The organism is Cellulomonas sp. WB94 (assembly GCF_003115775.1).
Taxonomy (GTDB): domain Bacteria; phylum Actinomycetota; class Actinomycetes; order Actinomycetales; family Cellulomonadaceae; genus Cellulomonas_A.
This window is the reverse complement of record NZ_QEES01000002.1, coordinates 2,758,217-2,780,765: the sequence shown is the minus strand read 5'-3', so window position 1 is coordinate 2,780,765 and position 22,549 is coordinate 2,758,217. Positions and strand designations below refer to the sequence as shown.

General features: G+C 71.6%; 16 protein-coding genes, 1 tRNA gene and 1 pseudogene. 8 read left to right on the top strand and 10 right to left on the bottom strand.

Features of this window, described 5'->3' with window-relative positions; all coding sequences use genetic code 11:
* Window positions 1-503 (bottom strand): UxaA family hydrolase (locus tag DDP54_RS13905; protein ID WP_242448417.1); only part of this gene is annotated, 503 nt, incomplete at its 3' end.
* A 64-nt stretch (window positions 504-567) separates the two neighbouring features.
* Window positions 568-1,794 (bottom strand): D-mannonate dehydratase ManD, encoded by a 1,227-nt coding sequence (gene manD / locus DDP54_RS13900; protein ID WP_109132237.1) that lies wholly within the window; start codon window positions 1,792-1,794, stop codon window positions 568-570.
* Between the two features lie 290 nt (window positions 1,795-2,084).
* Here manD and DDP54_RS13895 point away from each other — a divergent pair, with 290 nt between their 5' ends.
* From DDP54_RS13895 to DDP54_RS13865, 7 genes are all read left to right on the top strand, one after another.
* Window positions 2,085-3,092 carry a LacI family DNA-binding transcriptional regulator gene (locus DDP54_RS13895; RefSeq protein WP_242448416.1) on the top strand — a complete coding sequence of 336 codons (1,008 nt, stop codon included), beginning with the start codon at window positions 2,085-2,087 and terminating at the stop codon, window positions 3,090-3,092.
* 65 nt (window positions 3,093-3,157) lie between these two features.
* Complete coding sequence (locus DDP54_RS13890; RefSeq protein WP_109132235.1) at window positions 3,158-4,408, top strand: extracellular solute-binding protein; 1,251 nt, start codon at window positions 3,158-3,160, stop codon at window positions 4,406-4,408.
* A gap of 3 nt (window positions 4,409-4,411) precedes the next feature.
* A complete protein-coding gene (locus DDP54_RS13885; protein ID WP_109132234.1) occupies window positions 4,412-5,554 on the top strand; it encodes an ABC transporter ATP-binding protein in 1,143 nt (380 codons plus the stop codon).
* Window positions 5,551-6,486 (top strand): ABC transporter permease subunit, encoded by a 936-nt coding sequence (locus tag DDP54_RS13880; protein WP_109132233.1) that lies wholly within the window; start codon window positions 5,551-5,553, stop codon window positions 6,484-6,486. Before DDP54_RS13885 ends, DDP54_RS13880 begins: the two co-directional genes overlap by 4 nt.
* Window positions 6,486-7,418, top strand: coding sequence for an ABC transporter permease (locus DDP54_RS13875; protein ID WP_109132232.1), 933 nt, complete (start codon window positions 6,486-6,488; stop codon window positions 7,416-7,418). Before DDP54_RS13880 ends, DDP54_RS13875 begins: the two co-directional genes overlap by 1 nt.
* A 51-nt stretch (window positions 7,419-7,469) precedes the next feature.
* Window positions 7,470-10,088, top strand: coding sequence for a cation-transporting P-type ATPase (locus DDP54_RS13870; protein ID WP_197711405.1), 2,619 nt, complete (start codon window positions 7,470-7,472; stop codon window positions 10,086-10,088).
* Window positions 10,089-10,217: 129 nt separating this feature from the next.
* Complete coding sequence (locus tag DDP54_RS13865) at window positions 10,218-11,048, top strand: universal stress protein (protein ID WP_109132230.1); 831 nt, start codon at window positions 10,218-10,220, stop codon at window positions 11,046-11,048.
* A gap of 8 nt (window positions 11,049-11,056) precedes the next feature.
* Here DDP54_RS13865 and DDP54_RS13860 read toward each other — a convergent pair.
* From DDP54_RS13860 to DDP54_RS13840, 5 genes and pseudogenes are all read right to left on the bottom strand, one after another.
* Window positions 11,057-12,582 (bottom strand): annotated as a pseudogene (locus tag DDP54_RS13860) (MDR family MFS transporter).
* 138 nt (window positions 12,583-12,720) lie between these two features.
* Window positions 12,721-13,947, bottom strand: coding sequence for an MFS transporter (locus tag DDP54_RS13855; protein ID WP_109132229.1), 1,227 nt, complete (start codon window positions 13,945-13,947; stop codon window positions 12,721-12,723).
* 31 nt (window positions 13,948-13,978) lie between these two features.
* Complete coding sequence (locus DDP54_RS13850) at window positions 13,979-14,380, bottom strand: DUF1003 domain-containing protein (protein ID WP_109132613.1); 402 nt, start codon at window positions 14,378-14,380, stop codon at window positions 13,979-13,981.
* Between the two features lie 275 nt (window positions 14,381-14,655).
* Complete coding sequence (locus DDP54_RS13845; RefSeq protein WP_109132228.1) at window positions 14,656-15,630, bottom strand: DNA topoisomerase IB; 975 nt, start codon at window positions 15,628-15,630, stop codon at window positions 14,656-14,658.
* A 274-nt stretch (window positions 15,631-15,904) separates the two neighbouring features.
* Window positions 15,905-15,987 (bottom strand) — tRNA-Leu (locus DDP54_RS13840).
* 125 nt (window positions 15,988-16,112) lie between these two features.
* Here DDP54_RS13840 and DDP54_RS13835 point away from each other — a divergent pair.
* Window positions 16,113-17,354 (top strand): AI-2E family transporter, encoded by a 1,242-nt coding sequence (locus DDP54_RS13835; protein ID WP_109132227.1) that lies wholly within the window; start codon window positions 16,113-16,115, stop codon window positions 17,352-17,354.
* A 12-nt stretch (window positions 17,355-17,366) separates the two neighbouring features.
* Here the strand turns inward: DDP54_RS13835 and DDP54_RS13830 are convergent, their stop codons facing one another.
* From DDP54_RS13830 to DDP54_RS13825, 3 genes are all read right to left on the bottom strand, one after another.
* Window positions 17,367-20,813, bottom strand: coding sequence for an error-prone DNA polymerase (locus DDP54_RS13830; protein WP_109132226.1), 3,447 nt, complete (start codon window positions 20,811-20,813; stop codon window positions 17,367-17,369).
* Between the two features lie 86 nt (window positions 20,814-20,899).
* Window positions 20,900-21,328 (bottom strand): hypothetical protein, encoded by a 429-nt coding sequence (locus tag DDP54_RS18935; RefSeq protein WP_347338527.1) that lies wholly within the window; start codon window positions 21,326-21,328, stop codon window positions 20,900-20,902.
* Entirely contained in the window at window positions 21,322-22,533 is a 1,212-nt protein-coding gene (locus DDP54_RS13825; protein WP_347338526.1) for a DNA polymerase Y family protein, read from the bottom strand. The genes DDP54_RS18935 and DDP54_RS13825 overlap by 7 nt, the downstream gene beginning before the upstream one ends.
* Window positions 22,534-22,549 lie beyond the last annotated feature (16 nt).

Below are 22,549 nucleotides of genomic sequence, written 5' to 3'. Positions count from 1 at the left end.
TCCACGTGGCCGAACGCGTCCAGCGCCATCCCACGGAACTGCTCCGCGATCATCTTGGCGGTCGACGCCGAGCAGTTCACCGACGTCAGGACGCCGACGTAGTTGCGGGTGCCGACCCGGCCGTTCGCGCGGTGGTACCCGAGGAACGTCCGCTCGGGGCCGACGGGCGCAGGCAGGACGGTCCGCTGCGTCCCGAACTCGTACGCGCGCTCCGTGGAGTCCATCCCGAGGTTGTGCACGTGGACGTGGTCGCCCGCGGCGATGTCCACCGTGGCCAGCCCGATCGACTGCCCGTACTTGTGCACCGGTGAACCCGCGGGCACGCTGCGCACCGCCAGCTTGTGGCTGCGCGGGACGTCGTCGCGCACCACCACGGTTCCGGTCGCTGTGACGACGTTCGTGCCGGCGGGCAGCTCGCGCGTGAGCACCACGACGTCGTCGTCGGCGCGCAGGAGCAGCGCGCAGTCGGCGAGCGCGATCTCGTGCGCCTCACTCATGGTCATCTGTCCTGCCTCTCCTCGGCGGCTGCGCCGGTCGGGTCCGTCGGTCGTCGCGGCTCATCGCCGGTCACCAGTCGTGCATCGTGCCGTCGAGCAGGCGGTTCACCGGCAGGTAGGCCGGCGTGTACTCGAAAGACGCGGCCGCCTCGAGGTCGAGCTCCACGCCGAGTCCTGGCAGCTCACCCGGATCGAGCAGCCCGTCGACGAACGTGTAGCTCGTCCGGAAGACCTCGAGCGTCTGGGAGTTGTGCTGCATGTACTCCTGGATCCCGAAGTTGTGGATCGCGACGTCGAGGTGCAGCGCGGCCGCCATCCCGACGGGCGACACGTCCGTCGGGCCGTGGAACCCCGACTTGATCTGGTACATCGCTGCGAAGTCCATGAGCTTGCGGACGGCCGAGATCCCGCCGGCGTGGGTCACGGACGACCGCACGTAGTCGATCAGCTGTTCGGTGATGAGGGTCTGGTAGTCGAAGACGCCGGTGAACACCTCGCCGATGGCCAGCGGGGTCGTGGTCTGCGACCGGACCCGGCGCAGCCCTTCCTGGTTCTCCCCGGGTGTGCAGTCCTCGAGCCAGAAGAGGTCGTAGGGCTCGAGGGACCGACCAAGCTGCGCGCTCTGGTTGGGCGTGAGCCGGTGGTGCGCGTCGTGCAGCAGCGGGAGTGCGGGCCCGAACTCCGCACGGACGGCCTCGAAGACGGTCGGGATGTGGCGGAGGTAGGCACCGGTGTCCCAGCTCTCCTCGACCGGCACCGCGACGCGGCCCGCCGGCTCGTAGTCGTAGCGCTCGCCGGCTGCCAGGTCACGGCCGACGCCGTAGACCTTGCCGAGGCCCGGTACGCCGGTCTGGACCCGGATGGCCCGGAAGCCGTCGTCGAGGTTGGTGCGGATCGACCGGAAGAGCGCCTCGAGGGTGGATCCCGACGCGTGCGCATAGGCGAGCGCACCGCGCCTGCTCCGGCCGCCGAGGAGCTGGTACACGGGAAGGCCCGCGACCTTGCCCTTGATGTCCCACAGGGCCATGTCGACGGCGGCGATGGCCGCCATGGTGACCGGGCCGCGCCGCCAGTACGCGCCGCGGTACAGGTACTGCCAGGTGTCCTCGATGTTGTGCGCCTCGCGGCCCACGAGCAGCGGAGCGACGTGGTCGCGCAGGTAGGAGGCAACCGCGAGCTCGCGGCCGTTCAGGGTCGCGTCGCCGAGCCCGACGACTCCGTCGCTCGTCGTCACGACGAGCGTCACGAAGTTGCGACCGGGGCTCGTGACGACGACGTCGACGCTCTCGATCTTCATGGGGCGGTCATCTCGGCACCGCGGCCGTAGACGTGCTGAACGGCTGACATTCCGTCTCCTCATCGAAACAGCATGAGCGTCTCTGCAACGCTTCCCAGAGGCTAGCACCGGAGAGGCCCCTCGCACCGAAATGGCCCCTGACCTGCACGGAGATCCGTCCAGAGCGGTGGTCCGCAACCCCGCCCCAACCTCGTGGTGACGAGCCCTTGACGTGATCCCGCATGCGTTTGCATACTTGCGTGTGCCACACCGCCGTGGCCGATGACGCCGATGGAGGTGGGCGCGTGGCCGTGAACGCCCGCGATGTCGCCCGGGTTGCCGGGGTGTCCGTCTCCACCGTCTCCCGCGCGCTCGCCAAGCCGGACGAGGTCGCGCCGGAGACCCTGGCGCGCGTCCTGGACACCGCCCGGGGCATGGGCTACCGCCCCAACCTCACGGCAAGGGGCCTCATCACCGGTCACCGTGGCGCGATCGGGCTGGTCGTCCCTGACCTCGAGAACCCGTTCTTCTCGTCCGTGACGAAGGGCGTGCAGAACCGCGCCCGCGCCGCCGGCTACGCCGTGATGATCGCGGACTCCGACGAGGACCCCAGCCAGGAGGCCGACCTCGTCCGCGAGATGAGCCGGCACGTCGACGGCATCGTCCTGTGCTCCCCCCGGGCACCCGACTCGGTGATCCACGAGCTCGCCCAGGAGTGCGTCCTCGCGCTCGTCAACCGACGTTGCGGCGAGCTCCCCGCGGTGCTGATCGACAACCTCGACGGGGTGCGGAAGGCGATGGCGCACCTGCGTGCGCTCGGGCACCGGACCATCGCGTACGTCGGCGGACCGGCCATGTCCTGGTCGAGCCAGGAACGGCTCGCGGCAGCCCGCCTGGTCGCGGCCGAGCACGCCGACACCGAGCTGATCGACCTTGGCTCCTTCAAGCCCTACGTGTCCGGGGGCGTCGCTGCGGCGGACGTCCTCATCGCCAGCGGAGCGACCGCTGTGCTCGCCTACAACGACCTCGTCGCGCTCGGGCTCCTCGAGCGCCTGCGCCAGCGCGGCGTCGCTGTCCCCCACGACATCAGCGTCGTGGGCGTCGACAACATCCCGATGTCGGCGCTGAGCTCACCCGCCCTGACCAGCGTCGGGATCCCTCTCGTCAACTGCGGCCGGGCCGGCGTCGACATGCTCCTCGGTCTCCTCCGAGACCCTTCAGCGCCGGCGACGCACCACCACGACCTGTCGTTCCAGCTCGTGGTGCGCGAGTCGACCGGTCCCCTCGCGGCCGAGCGCGGCCTGCGAAGCACGGCCTGAACGTCACCTGTGCGGCCAGCGGTTCGGGCAACGGTGCCCCGACCAAACAAGAGAGAAGGCTGTCAATGAGAATCTCCCGACCACTTCAGATCGTCGCCGGTGTCGCGGCGCTCGGTGTCGTCCTTGCCGCATGCAGCGCACCGAACTCGGGTGCGACCGCCAAGACGCCGGCAAGCACCGCGTCCGGGGCAGCGACCGGGGCGGCGAGCGACGTACCGGACAAGCCGTCGGCTCCCGTCAGTCTGCACATCCTCGATGTCGCGGGGAACCAGAAGCTCACCGGTCCGATGGTCGACGAGTTCGTCAAGACCCACCCGGACATCGTCTCTGCCGTGACCTGGGAGAGCGCGGGCGCGCCCGACCTCGTCGGGACGATCAAGCCGCAGGTCGACAGCAAGAACCTGTCCGTCGACCTCGTGATGACCGGCACGGACGGCCTGTCCGCGGGCGTCGGTCAGAACCTGTGGACGCCGATCGCCGCGGACTTCGCCGACCGCCTGTCGAACATGAAGACCTACCTGGACCCCGCAGCGAAGATGCAGGCCCTGGCCGGCGACTTCGGCGTCGTCACCACGTACTACCCGTCGGGCCCGCTCATGCAGTACGACCCGGCAGTGGTCAAGGACGTGCCGAAGACCCCCGAGGCGCTGCTCGCCTGGGCCAAGGCCAACCCCGGCAAGTTCGGCTACGCACGTCCGGCCAACTCCGGTCCGGGTCGGACGTTCCTCATGGGTCTGCCCTACATGCTCGGAGACAAGGGCCCGAGCGACCCGGTGAACGGCTGGGAGAAGACCTGGGCCTACCTCAAGGACCTCGGCCAGTACGTCGACAACTACCCGACCGGCACCGGTCAGGTCATCTCGAACATGGCGGACGGCACCTGGAGCCTGATCCCGACGACGACCGGCTGGGACATCAACCCCCGCGTCCTCGGCACCGAGCCGAAGACGATCGAGGCGGCAGCCTTCGACAAGTTCACCTGGGTGACTGACGCCCACTACGCCGTCGTGCCGAAGGGCCAGAGCGCCGACAAGATGTCGGCGATCCTCCAGCTCCTGCAGTACATGCTCACCCCCGAGGTCAACGCCATGGCGTACGACAACGGCTACTTCTACCCCGGGCCGGCCGTCAAGGGCGCCACGCTCGACAAGGCGCCGGCAGCGAGCCAGACCGCGATCAAGGACTTCGGCCGTGACTGGTACGACGCCCTCATCGAGAAGATGCCCAAGGCGACTCCGCTCACGCCCGCCAACCTGGTCACGGCGTTCGACATGTGGGACCGCGAGATCGGTACCGGAAAGTACACGGTGAAGTAGGCCATGTCGACGCCGACCAGAGCATTCCAGTCCCTCCGGCTGAAGAACGTCGGACGCAGCTTCGGTGGTCAGGACGCCCTGGTCGGCCTCGACCTGACGATCCGGCAGGGCGAGTTCATCGCCCTGCTCGGACCGTCGGGCTGTGGCAAGTCGACGGCGCTCAACTGCCTCGCCGGGCTGCTCCCCCTCACGCACGGCGAGATCCTCATCGACGACCAGCGCGTCGACCTGCTCCCTGCCGAGAAGCGCGACTTCGGCATGGTCTTCCAGAACTACGCGCTGTTCCCCCACCTGACGGTGGAGAAGAACATCGCGTTCGGCCTGGAGATGCGCAAGATCCCCAAGGCCGAGATCAAGCGACGCGTGGCCGACGCCATCGCCCTCGTCAAGCTCGAGCAGCACGCGACGAAGCTGCCCGGACAGCTCTCGGGCGGCCAGCAGCAGCGCGTCGCGATCGCCCGGGCCGTGGTCGTCGAACCGCGGCTGGTCCTCATGGACGAGCCGTTGTCGAACCTCGACGCCAAGCTGCGGCTGGAGATGCGCACCGAGATCCGGCGCCTGCACCAGTCGCTGGGCCTCACGACGCTCTACGTGACCCACGACCAGGAGGAGGCCCTGTCCATGGCGGACCGGCTCGTCGTCCTGCGCGAGGGCCGCGTCCAGCAGATCGGCACGCCGGCGGAGCTCCACAACCATCCGGCGAACTGGCACGTCGCCGACTTCATGGGCTACCGCAACCTCGTCGACCTCAAGGTCACCGCCGTCGACGGCTCGGCCATCACGGTCGGCGCGCCCGGGTTCACGCTCCGGGGCACCGCGGCCCAGCCGGTGACCGTCGGCGAGAACGTCCGGGTGGCGATCCGGCCCGAAGACCTCGTGGTCGTCTCCCCCGATGTCCCCGTGCACGCAGGGAACTCGGTGCGGGCGACGGTGTCCGTGGTCGAGTACCACGGTCGCGAGTTCGCGGTCGGCGTCACGGGTCCCGACGGCCGGAACCTCCATGTGCGCGCGGACCATGCCCCCGACGTCGGCAGCGTCGTCGAGCTCACAGCGGACCCCGCGCGTGTGCTCGTCTTCGCGGCGGACCTCCTGGACCCGGCGACCCTGTCGGTCGAGGAGAGGGAGCTGCTGGAGGTGCGCACATGAGCGCGCCGACAGCTCCGGGACCGACGCGGACCCGGTCGACGGCGAGCCTGCGGCACCGGCTCGCCGAACGCGGGGTCGACAAGTCCCTGTGGATGCTCGCCCCGGCCCTGTTCTTCGCCGTGGCCCTGTTCATCTACCCGTTCTCCTACGGGATCGGTCTGACGTTCCAGCCGTCGCCCGCGATGCAGGAGAAGTGGGGTGCGGGGATCTGGTCGAACTACGTCGGGTTCTTCAAGGACTCGTTCGTGTTCGACTCGATCTGGCTGACGATGCGCCTGGCCTTGCCCGTCGCCCTGTTCAACGTCCTGGCTTCCGTGCCCATGGCCTTCAAGCTCCGTCGTCGCTTCCGCGGCAAGAAGCTGCTGACCACGCTCCTCGTCCTGCCCATCACGCTCGGCACGGTGCTCACCGCACAGGGCCTGCTGATCTTCGCGGGGCGCCAGGGCTGGCTCAACCGGTTCCTCATCCAGATCGGCGTGATCGACCAGCCGCTCGCCCTCGTCAACAACTACCTCGGCGTGGTCTTCTCGCTGGTCATCTCCGGGTTCCCGTTCGCGTTCCTGCTCATCTCGTCCTACCTGTCCGGCATCGATCCCTCGATCGAGGCGGCTGCGAAGACGATGGGCGCGAACTGGGTCCAGCGGTTCCGGCGGGTCATCCTCCCGCTGCTTGCGCCCGGCCTCGCGACGACGTTCATCCTGACGTTCGTGCTCGCGTTCAGCGTGTTCCCGTCCGCCCGACTCGTCGGTGACGCCATGGGTTCGACCCGCGTCATGTCCCTCATGGCGTTCCGAGCGTTCGGCGAGCAGAACGACTACCCGATGGCATCGACCATCGCGGTGATGATGGGCGTCGTCGAGCTCGTCGTGATCGCGCTGGTCCTCCTGTGGAGGTCGTCCATGTACAAGGGTTCGACTGGAGGCAAGGGCTGATGGCGACACAGACTGCTCCGCTGGGCACGCGCGCACCGATCCAGCGCGGACGCGCTGCGCGGAACGCGCGCAACGCCGCAGCCCGCGCACCCGGCGAGCGCTCGCTCACGGCCGCACCCTCGACCTGGTTCGTGTGGGCCGGCACAGCCGCGTTCTTCATCTTCCTGGTGGGGATCCTCGTCAGCGTCGTCGTGGACTCGTTCGGGAAGGGATGGTTCAGCACCTGGCTCCCCGAGTCCTTCTCGACCAGCTGGTACTCGGGGGCGTGGGAGACCTTCGGCATGGCGCAGATCATCGGCGTCACGCTCACAGTCGCCCTGCTCGTCATCGTGATCTCGGTGCTCATCGGCGTCCCGGCCGCCTACCTGCTCGCCCGACGCAGCTTCCCGTTCAAGAAGGCCGTCACCCTGCTGTTCCTGCTGCCGGTCATGATGCCGCCGATCACCTACGGCATCCCGCTGGCCACCGTGATGTACAACTTCGGCCTCGGACGCACGCTCACGGCCGTCATCCTCGTGAATCTCGTGCCGTCCGTCCCGTTCGTGATCATGACGATGACCCCGTTCATCGAGCAGATCAACCCGACCATCGAGAACGCGGCGCGGATGTCCGGTGCCTCCATCGGGAAGGTCTTCACCAAGATCCTCTTCCCGCTGCTGATCCCTGGTGTCCTCGCCGCCTCGATCCTCGTCCTCGTCCGCACCGTGGGGATGTTCGAGCTCACGTTCCTCGTGTCAGGCCCGCAGTCCGACACGCTCGTCGTCGCGATGTACCGCGCGATGACCGCCGCCGGCGGCGGCACGGAACGTCCGCTCATCTCCTCGATGGCCGTCGTCTACACGGTCACGATGATGGTCATCCTCATCATCGCGCTGCGCTTCGTGAGCCCCACGCAGCTCGTCGCCCGGGTCAAGGAGTCACGCGAGGACTGACGGCATGCCGGACCCCAGCGGCACCCGAGCCGTGTCGATACGTTGGGTGCCGTGGGGTATCGCTCCGAGCCGGGCCTGACGGCCGTCGAGGCCGCGGTCCGGCTTGCGACCGACGGTCCGAACCAGCTGCCCGAGCCCGCGCGGCCGCACCCGCTGCGCGAGCTCGCGCGCCAGATGGTGGGTTTCTTCGCCGTCATGCTGTGGGTCGCGGCCGGGCTCGCGCTCGTCGCGGGGATGCCCGCGCTCGGCGTCGCGATCGCCGTCGTCGTGGTCATCAACGGGCTCTTCTCGTTCGCGCAGGAGTACCGGGCCGACCGGGCCGCCGAGCGGCTGCGAGACCTGTTGCCGGCGCGCGCGACGGTCCGCCGGGACGGGCGCGCCCAGGTGGTCGATGCTGCCGACCTCGTCGTCGGCGACGTCGTGATCCTCGAGGCGGGTGACCGGGTCTCGGCGGACCTGGTCCTTGCGCCCGGCGGACAGGTCGGGGTCGACGAGTCGATGCTCACGGGCGAGAGCATCACGCGCGTGCGCGACGCCGGAAGCGACCTGCTCGCGGGTACGTACGTCGTGGAGGGCCACGGCGAGGCCGTCGTGAGGGCCACCGGCGCGGCCACCCGGCTGGCCGGGATCTCCGCCGTCACCCAGAGCGCGGTCCGGCCGCGCAGCCCGCTCGCCCACCAGCTGCACCGCGTCGTCCGGGTCGTCGCTCTCGTCGCGGTCGGGGTCGGGGCGGTGTTCTTCCTCACGGCCCTGCTCCTGGGTCGGACGGGGAACCAGAGCTTCCTGTTCGCGATCGGGGTGACGGTCGCCCTCGTCCCGGAGGGGCTCCTGCCGACCGTGACGCTGTCGCTCGCCCGCGCCGCGCAGCGCATGGCCGGCCGACACGCCCTGGTCCGCCGGCTCGAGGCCGTCGAGACGCTCGGCCTGACGACGTACATCTGCACCGACAAGACCGGCACCCTGACCCGCAACCAGATGTCGGTCGTGCAGGCGTGGACCCCCGCCGGGGTCGTGGACGTGGTCGGGCTCGGCTACGCGCCCGCGGCGACCCTGCACGGCTCCCCCGAGGCACTGGGCGCGTTGCGGCTCGCGGCGTCGAGCGCGGAACGCTGCTCCCCGGATGCGCACGCGGTGCAGCACGGCGAGGACTGGGCTCCCGTCGGCGACCCGATGGACGTCGCGATCCACGTCCTCGCGAGGCGGGCCGGCGCTCCCCCGTTTCCCGTACGGACCTCGCGCCACCCGTTCGATCCCCGGCGCCGGCGGTCCTCGGTCGTGGACCACCACGGCGTGCACGTCGTCGGCGCCTCGGACTCCGTGCTCCCGCTGTGCCGCGACGCACCCGCCGCGGCCGACGACGCCGTCACCGCGATGGCCGCCCGCGGACTGAGGGTCGTGGCTGTCGCGGGGCGCGCGGCGGGCGCGGGCGACGTCGGGACGGACGCCGCCGACGTCGAGCGCGACCTTCGCCTGCTCGGGCTGCTCGGCCTCGAAGACCCACCACGGGACGATGTCGCCGACGCCATCGCGTCGTGCCGGTCGGGCGGGATCCGCATCGCGATGATCACCGGCGACCACCCGATCACCGCCCTGACCATCGCCCGCGAGGTCGGCCTGGTGCAGGGCGAGGCCCTCGTGGTCGAGGGCAAGGACCTGCCCGCGGACGACGACGCGCTGGGCGAGCTGCTCGACCGCGACGAGGTCGTGGTGGCCAGGGTCGCTCCCGAGGACAAGCTGCGGATCGCCCGCGCGCTGCAGTCCCGGGGCCACGTCGTGGCGATGACGGGTGACGGGGTCAACGACGGTCCCGCGCTGCGCACCGCGGACGTCGGCATCGCCATGGGCGCCTCGGGCACCGACGTCGCGCGCGAGGCGGCCGACCTCGTGCTGCTCGACGACCACTTCGGCAGCATCGTGGCCGCCGTCGAGCTCGGCCGGTCCACGTTCGCCAACATCCGCAAGTTCCTCACGTACCACCTCACGGACAACGTCGCCGAGCTCACACCGTTCGTCGTGTGGGCGCTCTCCGGGGGCTCGATCCCCCTCGCGCTGACCGTGCTCCAGGTTCTCGCCCTCGACATCGGCACCGACCTGCTGCCTGCTCTCGCGCTGGGCGCAGAACGACCCAGCAAGCGGACGATGACCGGTCCGTTCCGGCTCGGCTCGCTCATCGACCGCCGAGTCCTGCGTCGCGCCTTCGGCGTCCTCGGCCCGACCGAGTCGCTCGTCTCGATGGCGGCGTTCGTCGTGACGCTCCGCCTCGGCGGCTGGTCGGTGGGCGCTGACCCTGGCCCCGCCCTGCTCGCGGCCGCGTCCGGGACGGCCTTCGCCGCGATCGTCCTCGGGCAGCTCGCCAACGCGTTCGCGTGCCGAAGCGAGAGCCGTTGGATCGGAGCGACGGGGTTCACCGGCAACCGGCTCCTGCAGCTCGCGGTCGCCACCGAGGCTGCCGTCCTGATCGCCTACCTCGCTGTGCCACCCCTGTCCGACCTGCTCGGCGGTGCGCTGCCCGACGCCACCGGGTGGTTGCTGGCCCTCGTGGCGATCCCGGCGGTCTGGGCCGTCGACGCCGCCGACAAGTGGCTGCGGCAGCGCTCCCGGACCAGCCACCCGACGCGTTGGCCGGGCCCGCCGGGTGATCGAGCCTGGCGGCGCGCAGAGCGCGTCTGACACCGCTCCTCCCCCGCATCGTCGTCGCCTCGGCACCGTGCGTCGACACCGGTGGACAGCCCCCGGCGTCCGGCGGACAGTGAGAGTGGAAGCAGGTTCTGGCGAGGACATCGACGAAGGAGAGACGCCATGGCACGCACGGTCGTCGTCGGGATCGAAGGGACGGACTCGAGCCGCGCCGCCTTGATCTGGGCGGCGGCGGCCGCAGCCTCGCGCCACGACACGCTCGAGATCCTGCACGGGTCAGGGTTGCCCGTGGAGATGTACGACGACGCGCTCGAGCAGGGCGCGCAGTCGCTCCTGCACGACGAGCGCGAACGAGCTCTCGCAGCGCAGCCGAACCTCACCGTCACGACGACGCTGACCCGCGACACCCCCGGCAAGGCGCTCACCGAGGCGTCCGAGCAGGCGGACCTGGTCGTCATCGGCACGCACCCGTACAGCCTTCTCGAGCGGGTCTTCTCGGGCTCGCTCGCCTACCAGGTCGCCGCGGGGTCGCACTGCCCGGTGCTGATCGTGCCGCAGGAGACGGGTGAGGGCGGCTCCGGTGTCGTCGTCGGCGCGGACGGGTCCCCCGACTCCGTCTCGGCCGTCGCCCTCGCCGCAGCCGAGGCCGACCGGCTGGGCCAGGAGCTCACGGTCGTGCACGCCTGGCGCTCGCCCGACCTGTTCCTGGCCGGCGACACCGGACAGGGCTACCGCGACGAGCGGGTCGAGGAGGGCGAAGGCGTCGTGCTGGCCGAGTCGATAGCCGGCCTGGGTGAGCGCTACCCGGACCTCGTCGTCCACCGGCAGCTGGTCCAGAGCCAGCCGGCGCAGGCGCTGCTCGACGCGGCCAAGGGTGCCCGGCTCCTCGTCGTGGGCAGCCGCGGGCTCGGAGGTGTCGCCCGCATGCTGCTCGGCTCGGTGAGCCACACCCTCGTGCTGCACCCGCCCTGCCCGGTGCTCGTCATGCGGTGACCGACGGGTCAGGCGACCGCCCCGGGGACGCGCTCGTCGGGCGCGCCGACGCGGGCGGTCCCGGCGCCCGCGCGCGGACCCCACGTGGGCGCAGCCGGCTTGGCGAAGAACAGCACGACGACCGACCCCACGACCGCGGCGCACGCAGGCAGCACGAGCGACTGCGACATGGCCGACGTGAAGCCTGCATGCAGGAACGGCGGCAGAGCCCCCGCCGCGGAGAACCCCGCGGCGGGCGCCGCGCCGCCGGAGCTCGGCAGCTCGGCAGCGAGCCGCGCCTGCATCAGTGCGGCGATGCAAGCACTGCCGAGCACCGCGCCGACCTGCCGGGTCGTGTTGTAGACGCCTGACCCCGCGCCTGCCTGCTGGCGCGGGAGGTTGCGGGTCGCCGTCGTCGAGATCGGCCCCCACATGCACGCGTTCGCAAGCCCAGCACCGCACCAGGCAGGAGCAGCAGGGCGACCGCGGTGTCCGGGGTGAGCAGCTCCGCGTACCAGAACAGCCCGAGCGAGAGCAGCACCAGGCCGGTGAACGCCACGTAGCGCGGGTTGACCCGGTCGATGAGCTTGCCGACGAACGGCGCGAGGACACCGGAGATCACCGCCATCGGCGCGAGCATCAGCGCCGACTGCGTCGGGGTGAGCCCGCGGACGATCTGGAAGTAGAAGACCAACGGCAACGACATGCTCGTGACGGTGAACCCGACCACCGAGATCGCACCGTTGGCGAGGGAGAAGTTGCGGTCGCGGAACAGGGCGAGCGGCAGCAGCGGCTCCCCCGTGTTCCGCGCCTGCCAGACGACGAACCCGACCAGGACGACGACCCCCGCGACGATCAACGACCACACCGAGACCGGACCCGCGATCGTGCCCCAGTCGTACGAGGCGCCCTCCTGGATGCCGAAGACGAGCAGGAGCATCCCGACGGCGCTCAGCACGACACCGGGGATGTCGAACTTGTGCGGGTGCGTGGCGAGCGCCGGCACCAGGCGCCAGGCCAGGACGAACGCGACGATGCCGATGGGCACGTTGATGAAGAAGATCCACTCCCAGCCGAGCCCGTCGACGAGGACGCCGCCAAGGATCGGCCCCACGAGCGTCGCCACCCCGGCCGCCGCGCCCCACAGCCCCATCGCCGCGCCACGGCGGTCGGGCGGGAAGATGCGGGTGATGACCGCCATGGTCTGCGGCGTCATGAGCGCCGCGCCCAGGCCCTGCACGACACGAGCGACGATGAGCGTCGTGATGGCACCCGACAGGCCGCACCACGCCGACGCCGCGGTGAAGACCACGAGGCCGGCGAGGTAGAGGTTCTTCGGGCCGAACCTGTCGCCCAGGCGCCCGGTGATCAGCAGCGGGACGGCGTAGGCCAGCAGGTAGGCGCTCGTGACCCAGATGACGTCGTTGATGCCGGCGTGGAGCCCCGCCATGATCGCCGGGTTGGCGACCGAGACGATCGTCGTGTCGATCAGGATCATGAAGAACCCGATGACGAGCGACCAGAGCGCGGGCCAAGGCTTGGCGACGTTGTCCATGAGGGTCTTTCGCTGAGGGCGGCCGGGGCGCACCGCGTCGAGGCCCGCGAGCTCGGCCCGCAGGGGCACCGCCGGACTCACGAGGAGGCGGACGGTTGCCCATCATCCACTGCTCCGCAGGCCGGCGCGATGCCAGGGCTACGACGCTGCCGTGTCCTTCGCCACAGCTCGGGTCTCGGGCATCGCCACGGTCGTGGCGAACGCCAGGCCGGACACCGCTGCCGTCGCGAGGAACGCCACCTCGAACGACGCGGCGTCGGCGAGCACGCCGGCAACGAGCGGTCCGATGAACGCACCCGCGTCGGACGCCATCTGGAAGGCCGCGACGGGCGCGCCGCCCCGTCCGCCGATGACGTCGCCGACGACGGCCGCCGTCGACACCCCGAGCAGGGCCGAGCCGGTCCCGTACAGGGCCATGCCGACCAGGAAGAGCGGTGCACTGCCCGCGAGCGCCATCGTGAGCCCTGCGGCGAGCGCGAACGCTGCGCCGGCGCGGAGGAACGGCCGGCGCCCGCGGGTGTCGACCATCCGGCCGGCCGGGACGAGGACGAGCGCCTGGACCACGGCCGACAGCACCAGACCCGCGCCTGTCCACGACGGCCCGAGCCGCAGACCCTCCACGACGAACAGCGGGACGAGCGACGCACGGACACCGAAGATCGCCCAGCCGACCGCGAAGTTGTTCGCCACCGCGGCCCGGTACGCCGAGCTCCGCAGCGCGGCGCCCAGCGACGTCGGGAGATGGTCGGCGGTCCCAGCCGCGCGTTCGTGCTCGGTCAGTGCCGTCCGGGCGAGGAAGACCGTCGCGACCGCGCCGGCCACCAGCAGCGTCGCTGCGTACACGACGAAGGGCGCACGCAGCGACCAGGCCGTCAGTGGACCGCCGAAGGCAGGACCGGCGATGCCACCGAGCAGGAAGCCGGTCTGGTAGACGCCGGTCGCCCTGCCTCGCTCAGAGGGCGCGACGACGCGCAGGAGCAGCGCGAACGACGACACCGTGAACATCGCCGAACCGAACCCGCCCACTCCCCGCAGCACCAGCAGCTGGACGTAGCTGTGCGACAGCCCGGCCAGCAGGCTCGACACCCCGACGATCCCGATCCCGCTCGCCAGCACGAGCCGTTCCCCGAGCCGGTCGACCAGACGCCCGGCCACGGGCGCGGAGGCGAAGCGCACCAGCGCGAAGACCGACACGACGGCCCCGGCCGCGAAGTTGCTGACGCCGAAGTCCTTGGCGAACAGCGGGATCGCCGGGGCGACGATCCCGAAGCCCAGCGCCACGGAGAACGCGACCGCAGTGAGCACCGCCACCTCGGGCGGCAACAACCGGAACGGGTTGCTGGTCGTCCCGGCGGGGCGGCTCACGCGTGCCTCACGACGGCTCTCACCGGTGCCGTCAGGACGGGTCTGCCAGGAGCCGGCGGTGCAGCTCGGTGGTCAGTGCGTGGATCTCTCGGGTGATGTCCGTGTTGGTCTTGAGCTCGAGCTCCTGCTCGACGAAGTCGTGGTCCGCCTTCGCCTGCTGGAACGCCGCCTGGCGGTTCTGGCCGATCATGACGAACGTCGACAAGAAGATCGCCTCGAGCGAGACGACCAGCGTCAGCGTCGGCCACGGGCTCTTCTCGACCGCCAGCATCCAGACGGCGAAGACGACAGCATGCAGGTACAGGAAGGTCATCGAGCCCGCGAACGCCGTGATCTTGTCCGCGACCCGGAGCTGCAGGTCCTCAGCCCGACGCTTCGCCAACGCCGACACGACGGGATGATGCGCGGGCCGAGCCTGAGTGGTGGTAGTCATCGAAGCCTCCGGGGTCGTCGCGCGACCGGTTCGCGCGGGCACGGGCCCTGCGCCCATCATGCCGGTGCGGGAGTCGTGACTCCGCGCGACGAGGCCGACAAGGTGCTCGCGGGTGTGCGATGCTAGGGACGTCGAATCCGTTCGCGGTTCTCGACGCACTTGAGGCCCGGTTGATCCCGCCAGATCCCGGGCCTTTCGTGTGCCCGACAAGCGACGGTGCGCGACTCAGGACGACGGTGCGAACCCGCCCGCGCGCCATGGGTCGCGGCTCGCGGTCATGTGAGCAGCTCGAGCACTGCTCGCTCAACCGGCGCGCGGGCCCGTCCCGGCGTGATCATCTGCCCGCGCTCCCAGAGGTCGATCAGGCGAGGGTCGATGTAGGCGGACCGGCACACTGCCGGCGTGTTCCCGAGCACTCCGGCGACATCCTTGACGACGCCCGCCACGACGCGCCGGCGCGCGCGCTCGGAGCGTGGCGGCGGGCCAGCCTGCGCGAGGCCGGTCGCCGCCATGACCGTCGCGTGCCACGTCCGGAAGTCCTTGGGCCGAGCCTCGGGGCCCAACCGCTGCTTCACGTCGGCCTGGATGTCACCGCTCGTCACGTCGTGCCACCCGGCGTCGTCCTGCCAGGCGAGCAGCTCGGTGCCGGGGTCGTCCCTGTCCCTCAGCTCACGGATCAGACCGCTCACGGCCGGATCCTCGACCTGGGACCGCCGGACCTGTCCGCTCTTGGCGGGGTAGCAGAAGGTGACCCGATCCCCGTCGATCTCGACGTGGTCGCGCAGCACCGTGGCCAGGCCGTAGCTGCCGTTCTCCTTGGCGTAGCTCTCGCCGCCGGCCCGGAAGTAGGCGTCGTCCAGCAGCCGGAAGGCGAGCGCAAGGACCTTCTCGCGCGGAATGCCGGGCAGCGCGAGATCCGCGCGCACGCCGCGTCGCGCCCGAGGCAGCCGCTGGGCGACCTCGAGGACCTGCTCGTGCTTGGCGCGATCCCGGCGCTTGCGCCACTGCGGGTGGTAGAGGTACTGGCGGCGGCTGGCGTCGTCGGTGCCCATCGCCTGGATGTGGCCCTGCGGAAAGGGACAGATCCAGACGTCCCGCCACGCCGGCGGGATGACGAGATCCCGGCACCGCGCAACGATCTCCGGATCGGTGATCCGGGTGCCCGTCTCGTCGAGGTAGGTGAACCCGCGGCCGTGCCTGCGCCGTGTCCACCCGGGGTCGCCGGCCCGGACCCTGCGGAGTCGTGGCATCACCCCAGTGTGGGGTGCGTCGCCGCGACTGGCATGCCGAGCGCGGGCAGAGGCCGCACGCTTCAACCCGTTCGAGAGGGCTGTCGTCGTCGGGCGCGAAGCACTCAGCCAGAACCCGGACGTCGGGCCTTCCGCACCTAACCGGGCACGATCTCAGCCGTCGGCTCGGGGCTGTGCCGGGTCCCCGGTACCGCCTTCGCACGGGCTGACACACGAAAGGCTCCGACCCGCGTCTCCGCTGGTCAGAGCCTTACATGTTCGCTGTCTCAACGAGTGTCCGGAGGGGGACTTGAACCCCCACGCCCTTTCGGGCACTAGCACCTCAAGCTAGCGCGTCTGCCATTCCGCCACCCGGACAGGTGGACCAGACGGGTTCGCCAAGCGGTGCTGAGCACTGCCTGTCGACCTGTCAGGTGCGGCGGTAAAGATAGCACGGTGTCGCCGCCGGACAGGAATTCGCGCGACAGGGCAGACTTGCCGCCATGACGGATCAGGACAACCAGGGCGACAGGTCGGCGACGTCGCTGCGGCACCTCGTCGGGGCCAGTCCGGCAGCCCGGAAGGTCGCGGGCGCGCGACGCAACCCGTCGGTCGTCGGGTACGAGCAGACCGCCCCGAAGTGGTTGCGTGAGATGGCCGGCGTGTCGTGGCGGCTGCTGGTCGTCGCCGCCGCGATCGCCGTCGTGTTCTACGCCACGTCGCGGGTCCAGCTGCTCTTCATCGCCGTGTTCATCGCCTTCGTGTTCACCGCCGTGCTGCGGCCTCTCGTCGACCTCCTCGCCCGGGTCATGCCGCGGGGCCTCGCGACCGCCATCGCGCTGCTCGGAGGCATCGCCGTCTTCGCGGGCATGCTCACCTACGTCGGCTACTCGGTCGCGAACCAGTGGGACGCGCTGTCGAAGCAGTTCGGCAACGGCATCGGCGAGATCACGAAGTTCCTGGAGAACGGCCAGCTCCCGTTCACGATCACGAACGACCAGATCGTCCAGTGGATCGACACGGGCCGCGAATGGGTGCAGCAGCATGCCGGCGACCTGGCCAGTCAGGCCGCGGCCAGCGCCGGTTCCGTCGTCCAGGTGTTCACGGCGCTCGCCCTCGCCGTCTTCTGCACCGTCTTTTTCCTCGCCCGGGGCCACGAGCTGTGGACCTGGTTCCTCAACCAGCTGCCCGTGCGCGTGCGCGAGGGCTGGCAGGTCGCCGCGGGCGCCGGGTGGTACACGTTCTCCGGGTACACGCGCGGAACGGTGATCATCGCCACGACGGACGGCTTCCTCGCCTTCATCGCGCTGTCGATCATCGGGGTCCCGCTCGCCGCACCGCTCGCCGTGCTGGTCCTCATCGGCGCGTTCATCCCGCTCGTCGGTGCGCCGGCGGCGATGGTCGTCGCGATGATCGTCGCCCTCGCTGCCAACGGCCCGATCTCGGCCGGCGTCGTCGGGATCTGCATCGCGCTCATCGGGCAGTTCGAGGGCCACATCCTCCAGCCGCTCGTCATGGGCCGGCAGGTCTCGCTGCACCCGGTCGTCATCGCGGTCACCGTCACCGCCGGGACGCTGACCGCGGGCATCCTGGGGGCGGTCATCGCGGTTCCGCTCGTCGCGGTGGCGTGGGCCGTCTTCTCCAAGCTCCGGCGGATGGACCCACCGATGGACGAGGAGCAGGAGGCCGAGTCGGACGAGGACGTCGAGTTCCCCGAGCCCGCGACGCCCGCCGACGCCGGTTAGCACCGAGGAACCTCAACGGAAGTCGCGCGACGTCGCCCGGACCCGCAGCGAGAGCGGGGCCAGGTGCTCGGCGAGCAGGTTCGTCGCACCGTCGGCCCGCTCGACCCGCCCGCGCACGACGAGGGCCGACGACGTGCGCGCCACCTTGCGGAACCGCTGCCACAGGCCCGTCGTGCAGATCACGTTCAGGAGACCCGTCTCGTCCTCGAGCGACAGGAACGTGACCCCACCCGCCGTCCCCGGACGCTGGCGGTGCGTGACCACTCCGGCGACCGCGACCCGACGGCCCGCCTCGTGGCGGTACACCTGCTCGACCCGCAGGACCCCGGCGGCGTCGAGCCCGGCACGCACGTGCTGCGTGGGGTAGGAGTCGACCGAGATGCCCGTCGCCCACACGTCCGCCACGGCGAGCTCGACGTCGCTCATCCCCGGGAGCATGGGAGCGCTGACCCCCACCGACACACCCGGCAGCGTGTCGGGGCCCTCCTGTGCGAGCGCCCCCGCAGCCCAGAGGGCCTCGCGACGCGTCGCACCGAGGCTGTCGAGCGCACCACCCGTCGCGAGCGCCTCGAGGTGGCTGGTCGACAGCCGCACCCGGCGGACCAGGCCGCGCAGGTCGGCGAACGACCCAGCCTGGGCGCGCTCGGCCACGAGCCGCTCCGCGACCTCCGTACCGACGTTGCGGACCGACGCGAGGCCGAGCCGCACCGCGAGCGACCGACCTGCTGACCCGGAGGCGTGCTGGTCGCTCGGCGCCGTCCCCGACGGGGCGGGGACGAGCCGGGGCTCACCGTCGACCGGCGCCGGCGCCGTGCGCTCGACGGTCGCCTGGACCGCGGACGCCTGCACGTCAGGGCGTAGCACCGTCAGACCGTGCCGCCGCGCGTCGGCCACGAGGGACTGCGGGGAGTAGAAGCCCATCGGCTGCGCGGCGAGCAGCCCCGCGTAGAACGCCGCCGGGTGGTGCACCTTGAGCCAGGCGCTCGCGTAGACGAGGTAGGCGAACGAGTAGGCGTGCGACTCGGGGAACCCGAAGTCTGCGAACGCCTTGAGCTTGTCGAAGATCTGCTCGCCGACAGCGGCCGTGATGCCGTTGGCTGCCATCCCCTTGAGCAGCCGTCCGTGCAACGCCTCCATGCGCTCCGTCGACCGCTTGGACCCCATCGCGCGGCGCAGCTGGTCGGCCTCCGTCGGGGTGAAGTCGGCGACGTCGATCGCCATCTGCATGAGCTGCTCCTGGAACAGCGGCACGCCGAGGGTCTTCGCGAGGGACTTCTCGAGCTTCGGGTGCAGGTACGTGACCGGCTCCCGGCCGTGGACCCGGTTGATGTACGGGTGCACCGACCCGCCCTGGATCGGTCCGGGCCGGATGAGCGCGACCTCGACGACGATGTCGTAGAAGCGTCGGGGCTGCAGGCGCGGCAGCGTCCCCATCTGGGCGCGCGACTCGACCTGGAACACCCCGACCGTGTCCGCCGCGCACAGCAGGTCGTAGACGAGCGGGTCCTCGTCCGGCAGCCCGTGCAGGTCGAGGCTCACCCCCTCGTGCTCCCGGACCAGGTCGAACGCGATCCGCAGCGCCGTGAGCATGCCGAGCCCGAGCAGGTCGAACTTCACGAGGCCCGCGTCGGCACAGTCCTCCTTGTCCCACTGCAGCACCGTGCGTCCGGGCATCCGGGCCCACTCGACCGGGCACACCTCGATGACGGGCCGGTCGCACATGACCATGCCGCCCGAGTGGATGCCGAGGTGGCGCGGCAGCCGCAGGAACCGCTGGGCGAGGTCGATCACGGGTGCCGGGATCTCGTCGAGGTCGTGCGCGGGGGGCTCGGGTGCCGCACCCCACATCGCGTCCCGATGCTTGGCGCGCTCCTCCCGGCCGGTCACCGCGTCCCGCCCGTCCGCTGTGACGGGGTCCGGTCCGCGCAGGCTCCCCCACCGGTCGATCGACTTGCTCCAGGCGTCCTGCTGCCCGACGTCGTGACCCAGCGCCCGGGCGGCGTCCCGGACCGCCGAGCGGGGCCGGTAGGAGATGACGTTCGCGACCTGCGCCGCATGTGTACGACCGTGGGTGGCGTAGACGTACTGGATGACCTCCTCGCGCCGCTCCGACTCGATGTCGACGTCGATGTCCGGCGGACCGTCCCGCTCCGGAGCAAGGAAGCGCTCGAAGAGCAGCCCGTGCTTGACCGCGTCGACCGCCGTGACCCGCAGCGCGTAGCAGACCGCCGAGTTGGCGGCCGAGCCGCGGCCCTGCGCAAGGATCCCGTTGCGACGGCAGAAGTCGACGAGGTCGTAGACGACGAGGAAGTACCCGGGGAAGCCGAGGCCCTCGATGATCCGCAGCTCGTGCTCGAGCTGCGCATACGCGCCCGGCACCCGCTCGGACTCGGGCGGTCCGTAGATCTCCAGGGCGCCGCGCCGGACCAGCTCGCGGAGCCAGGTCGCCTCGGTGTGGCCGGCCGGGACCGGGTACGGCGGGAGCTTCGGCGCCACGAGCGCGAGGTCGAACGCGCACTCGGCACCCAGCTCCGCAGCCGTCGCGACCGCCTGGGGGTGACGACGGTGGCGCGCGAGCATCTCGGCCGGCGAGCGCAGGTGGGCCGTCGGGGCGCCGGGCAGCCAGCCGTCGAGGTCCTCGAGCGACGAGCGCGCCCGTACCGCCGCGAGCGCAGCCGCGAGGTCGGCGTCGCGCGGTGTCGCGTAGTGGACGTTGCCCGTCGCGACGAGGGGGAGCCCCGTCGCGGCCGCGAGGGCTGCGAGGGCGTCGTTGCGCTCGCCGTCGAGCGGGTCACCCGACTCCGTGACCTCGACCGCGACGTTGTCCCGGCCGAAAAGTGCGGCGAGCCGGTCGAGCTCGCCGCGTGCCGCGACGAAACCCTCGGGTGTGACGGCGGCGCCGGTGGGCGACCCGCCCGCGAGCGCGCGTCGCACCGCACCCTTGCGGCAGCCGGTGAGCACGAGCCACTGCCCGGCAGCCTGCTCGGCGAGCTCCTCCGGGCGGTAGCGCGCTGCGCCCTTGGTCCCGGTCGCGAGGTGCGCCGTCGCGATCGCGCTCGACAGCGCGCGGTAGCCGTCGGGTCCGCGCGCGAGGACGAGCAGGTGCGTGGCCCTCGGGTCGGGGATGCCGGTCGGTGCATCGAGCACGTCGGGGCCGGGCCGCGTCGACCCGGCGGGCCGGGCCGCGCCGGTGGTCACGCCCGAGGCCCGCGACCCGAGACGCCCGGGCGCAGGCAGGTGCAGCTCCGCGCCGAACACCGTGGGGAGCCCGACCGCCCGGGCCGCCTCGGCGAACCGGACCACGCCGTACAGCCCGTCGTGATCCGTCACCGCGAGCGCGGACAGGCCGAGCCTGGTCGCCTCGGCGGCGAGCTCCTCGGGGTGGCTCGCTCCGTCGAGGAAGCTGAACGCCGAGTGGGCGTGCAGCTCCGCGTACCGCGGCGCCGAGGACGAGCCCATGCGTCACGCTCCCTCGAAGTTCGAACAGGTGTTCGAACCAGTGAACGACGGTGGTTCGGCGTTGTCAAACGCCTTGGACCGCACCGTCAGTCGTAGACCGCTTCGCACGTCCAGGTCTCCGCGGTGTGCGCCAGCAGCAGCGCCGAGCCGTCCTCCAGAGCGACCTGGAGGTGCGTGCGGTACCGGGGCTCGTCCGACCACCACCGCTCGGCGAGCGGCCACGGCCCGGCCCAGCCGACCACGACGCGACCCCGGCCGACGCCCGGGCCACGCCGGGCCAGCGTCGCGGGTGACGCACTCAGAGCGAACCGGGTGTCGAGACCGACGGGCACCCCCGCGGCGTCGAGCAGGTCGACAGGCTCGGGCTCCCGCAGGACGGTCGCGGGGGCAGGCGGGGGCAGCTGCCCGGGCCACGGTCGATCGACCGGCCGCTGCGCGGGCGCCTGCTCCCCCCAGGGCCGCAGGTGCACCTGGTCCCGCATGTCCCGGCCGCCCTGCAGCGCAGCCGTCAGCACCCCCCACCGCCGATGAGCCCCTGCACACGGTCCAGCGCGCGGTGCGCACGCCGGTCCCCGCCCGACGGACCGCCCCACAGCCGTCCCTGCTCCGCCCCCGCCGGTGCGACCTCCTGAGCCGCGATCGCGAGATGCACGAGGGCCGCGCGGGTCGGCACCTCGCGATCCGCGGCGCCGCGGCTCCCCCGCGTCCGGCCTCCCTCGGCGAGCGCCCCTGCGGTGAGCCAGCCCTCGAGCTGCCAGCGGATGCGGTCGGTGATGCGGGCGGCGGTCAGCCCACCGAGCCCGCCCAGGTCGGTGCGCCAGGTGCGCACGAGCTCCTCGCCCGCCTCCGTGCGGGCGGTGATCTGCAGCCGCCCGCACATCGCCGAGTGCTCGAGGAGCAGCGCGTGGAGCTCCTCCGCGAGGCGCCTGCCGACGAACGTGGCCGTGTCCACGCGCTCCGCGGGCGGGTCGAGCGCGCAGGACACCTCGAGGTCCGTCTCGGGTCGTCGGAGGGCCGGTGGCCGGGAGTCGTCGCCGCGCGCGAGCATCTGAGCCCACGCGCCGAGGCGCCCGAACCGCGCGTGCACATCCCCTGCCGGGAGCACTGCGAGATCACCGAGGGTGCGCAGCCCGAGCCGTCCGAGCAGGTCGACGAGCTCCGCGACGTCCTGCACGCCGCCGTCCTGGACCGCGGCGTACGCGAGGTCCTCGACCCCCCGCGGTGCCAGGAACTCCCGCGACGCGCCCGGCTCGACGACGCTCCCGGTCCGGGCTGCGAGGATCGAGGCGAGCAGCCCGTCGGCCGTGCCGACGTGGGCCTCGTGCCCGGTCTGCTCCGCGACCGCCGTGACGAGGCGCTCCGAGAGCACCTCCTCCGAACCGTGATAGCGGCTCGCGCCGTCCGCAGGCAGCAGGAGCAGCCCGGCGCGGACCACCTCGACCCCGGCCACGACGGTCTCGACCGCCGCGGCGACCGGTTCGAAGAGCCGGACGTCCCGCCCCTCGTCGACGGGGATCAGGACGAGCTCGGGGCAGCAGCCCTGCGCCTGGCGCCGACGCATCCCACGGCGGACCCCCTGGGCGCGCGCGAGAGCCGACACGGCCGTGACGCGACGCGCGTCGTGCACCGCGGCGGGCAGGTGGGGCGGGACCTGCTCGGCCTCGGTCGCTGCGACGACCGGCCAGTCCGGGACCCACAGGACGGTCGTCCGGGTGCTCATCGTTGCCACCTCATCC